General features: G+C 69.9%; 5 protein-coding genes. 4 read left to right on the forward strand and 1 reads right to left on the reverse strand.

From position 1 onward, the window contains the following. Together WBL05_RS00650 and WBL05_RS00655 are read left to right on the forward strand one after the other, a co-directional pair. The coding region (locus WBL05_RS00650; RefSeq protein ID WP_424223068.1) for a hypothetical protein at positions 1-747 on the forward strand (747 nt) is incomplete at its 5' end. Positions 748-814: 67 nt separating this feature from the next. After that, entirely contained in the window at positions 815-1,264 is a 450-nt protein-coding gene (locus WBL05_RS00655; protein WP_424223069.1) for a M23 family metallopeptidase, read from the forward strand. 27 nt (positions 1,265-1,291) lie between these two features. Here WBL05_RS00655 and WBL05_RS00660 read toward each other — a convergent pair whose 3' ends face one another. Then, entirely contained in the window at positions 1,292-1,837 is a 546-nt protein-coding gene (locus WBL05_RS00660) for a hypothetical protein (RefSeq protein ID WP_424223070.1), read from the reverse strand. Positions 1,838-1,932: 95 nt separating this feature from the next. Here WBL05_RS00660 and WBL05_RS00665 point away from each other — a divergent pair, with 95 nt between their 5' ends. Then, positions 1,933-2,355 carry an HIT family protein gene (locus WBL05_RS00665; protein ID WP_424223071.1) on the forward strand — a complete coding sequence of 141 codons (423 nt, stop codon included), beginning with the start codon at positions 1,933-1,935 and terminating at the stop codon, positions 2,353-2,355. Continuing rightward, positions 2,348-2,638 (forward strand): hypothetical protein, encoded by a 291-nt coding sequence (locus tag WBL05_RS00670; RefSeq protein WP_424223072.1) that lies wholly within the window; start codon positions 2,348-2,350, stop codon positions 2,636-2,638. Before WBL05_RS00665 ends, WBL05_RS00670 begins: the two co-directional genes overlap by 8 nt. Positions 2,639-2,750: the final 112 nt, after the last annotated feature.

Raw genomic sequence — 2,750 nt, forward strand, 5'->3', positions numbered from 1 at the left:
CGGCAAGGCCGCAGGCGGATCGCCGCGAGCCTGGGCCTGCTGGTGGCGATCGGCTCGGTCTCGGGCGGCATGATCGCCGGCAGCTCGGCCCTGTCCGCGGCCCCCGCCACCCAGACGGCGACCGCCCCGGCGCAGACCCGTGAGACACCGATCAGCCGCGACGCCTCGCGAGCCGAGCTCGATTCGGCCGCCACCACCCCTGCCGCCAGCCTGCCGTCGGTTGAGCCGAGCGCCGAGACTGCTGAGCCGGAGGTTTCCGAGGAGCCTGTCCAGCAGGCCGAGGTCGAGCACGCGGAGGTCGCTCCGGCCGAGCCCGCGTTCTCGGTGGACACCACCACCGCACCAGGCCAGCTCACCCCGGCCTCGGTTGACGAGGCAATGGCCAAGGCCGCCGAGATGACGGGCAACTGGGGCTACCAGAACATGTGCCTGTCGCTGGTGGCAGCGTTCTACGGCTACTCCTCGGCCGGTGAGGTCGGCGCCCAGCAGTCCGCGAACACCATCATCGCCGCCGGCCAGATGCACACCGACATGTCGGACATCCCGGTCGGCGCCCTGATCTGGTACGACGGCAACCCGGTCGGCAACCCGTATGGACACGTTGCGATGTACGCCGGCGACGGCATGGTGTACAGCAACGGAGCCCCGACCGGGGTTGGCCTAATCCCGCTGGAAGAGCCGGCGGAGGGCTGGGGCGAGCCGATCATCGGCTGGTCGTCGGTCTGGCTGCCCTCGGCCACCAAGTAGGTCCAACTACCCACTCCCCCGTAGCCACCTCGGCGGGCCCGGCCAATTGACCGGCCAGCTCGCCGAGGTGGCTTCTTCCTGTGCACACCTACGCTGGAACCGTGAGTGGCTCAGCGGCACGGTGGTGGCCAGCCACGACGCCGAACCCGAGCACAGGGCCCATCGCTCGCTGTGGGCCGGGCTGGCCTACCTGCTGACCCAACCGGGCCGACTCCGGCAGGGTGACGAGGCGGTGGCCGGGAACCATGTCGTGCTGGCCGTCGCCAGCCGTGGCCCGTTCGTGCTGCTGGCACACCTGCAACGCGGGTTGATCGCGGTCCGGATGGGTCAGCGAGTGCAGGCCGGTGAGGTCGTCGCCGCCTGCGGCAACTCGAGGAACAGCACCCAGCCGCACGACCACCTGCATGCGATGGACAGCCTGGACTGGCAGCACGCCCGTGGCCTGCCGATCGCCTTCCGCAGACCCGACGGGTCAGGGGCGCACCTGCCCTCCGAGCGGGAAATCGTCCAGACCTGACCGCGCCCGCGGCGTCCGGCATTGCCATCACAGCTTGCGGATGAAGATCTTGCCGCGCAGCGCCTCCTCGACCAGGGCGACCGCCCGCCGAACCCGGATCAGGCGGGCTTCTTCGGCCTCGAGCATCGCGGTCGCGCTGTCGAGCACCTGCGGCTCGACGTAGTCGGTGAGGCTGGCCCGGGCCTGCGACAGCGCCTGCCGGCTCGACCGGATCTGGCCCTCGACGAAGTCGGCGGCGAACCTGGCCAGCACCACGGGATGCCGACGCAGCACCGGGTAACCGCGGTAGTCGGCCGGGCAGCAGTCGAGCAGCCAGGCGCTGGCGCTCTGTTCCCAGTCGGGCGCGCCGGGCGGCAGTACCACCTCGGGCCAACCCGGCGGGGTGTAGATCTGCCCGGTCTGTGCACTGGCCCGCAGCCCGGCCTCATCGCGGTCGACGCTGCGGGCGGCTCCCCCTGCCTGGTGCGCCGAGGCGACTCCCGTCCGGTCAGGACGCCGCCGCGGATACTGCCGGAATGCCGGCGTCGAGGCCTCGTCCGGGGCGGGTGCGGGCCGGCGTGCGACTGTGGTCATGACGTCCTCCTGTCGTCGAACAGTCGTTCGATTCAATACCTAGTGTGCACCAGCCCACTGACATTTTTCTAGGCCCGGTCGGCACACTGGGTGACATGGACGTCTTCGACCAGATCATCTCCGGCGCCACCCCCGCTGAGGTGATCTTGCGCACCGACAAGTTCATCGCCTTCCTGGACGTCCGGCCGGTCTTCCCCGGCCACACCCTGGTCTGCCCGATCGACCATCACGAGACCCTCTACGACCTGCCCGCCGAGCTGTACGCCGAGATGCTGGTCGCCGCCCGCCGGATCGGCCTTGCCCAGCAGGCCGCCCTCGGCGCCGACGGCACCCTGCTGGTGAACAACAACGTGGTCAGCCAGTCCGTCCCGCACTACCACCTGCACGTGATCCCGCGGCGCCGCAAGGACGGCCTGCGCGGCTTCCTGTGGCCGCGCACCCGTCCCACCGTTGACGAGTTGCGTACCGTGGGAGACCAACTGCGCGCCGCGCTGACCGACGAGGAGCCCGATGAGTGATGTGTTCAGCATCTTCATGCCTGGTCACGCGCACTGGGAGGAGGTGAAGCGGGCCGAGAAGATGCTGCTGGTCGACTCAAGGCAGGGCGGCACCGGCCCCGACCCCCTCGACCTGGACAACGGCAGGATGGTGCTGCACGACCGCACCGGCAGCGCAACCGAGGCGTCCACCGATATCGGCAACCCCTACCGAATGCCCACCGCGCAGCCCGGCGAGCAGACACCGAAGTCCGCGGCCGACGACATCACCACGATGCCTCCGACCACGGACTCCGCGGAGTAACGAGGGGCGAGCCTCAGCTGTTCTTCAGGTTCCGCAGCACGTACTGCATGATGCCGCCGTGCAGGTAGTAGTTGCGCTCCCCCGGCGTCTCGATCCGCACCACGGCCTCGAA

This window comes from Brooklawnia sp. (genome assembly GCF_049651565.1).
Classification (GTDB): domain Bacteria; phylum Actinomycetota; class Actinomycetes; order Propionibacteriales; family Propionibacteriaceae; genus Brooklawnia.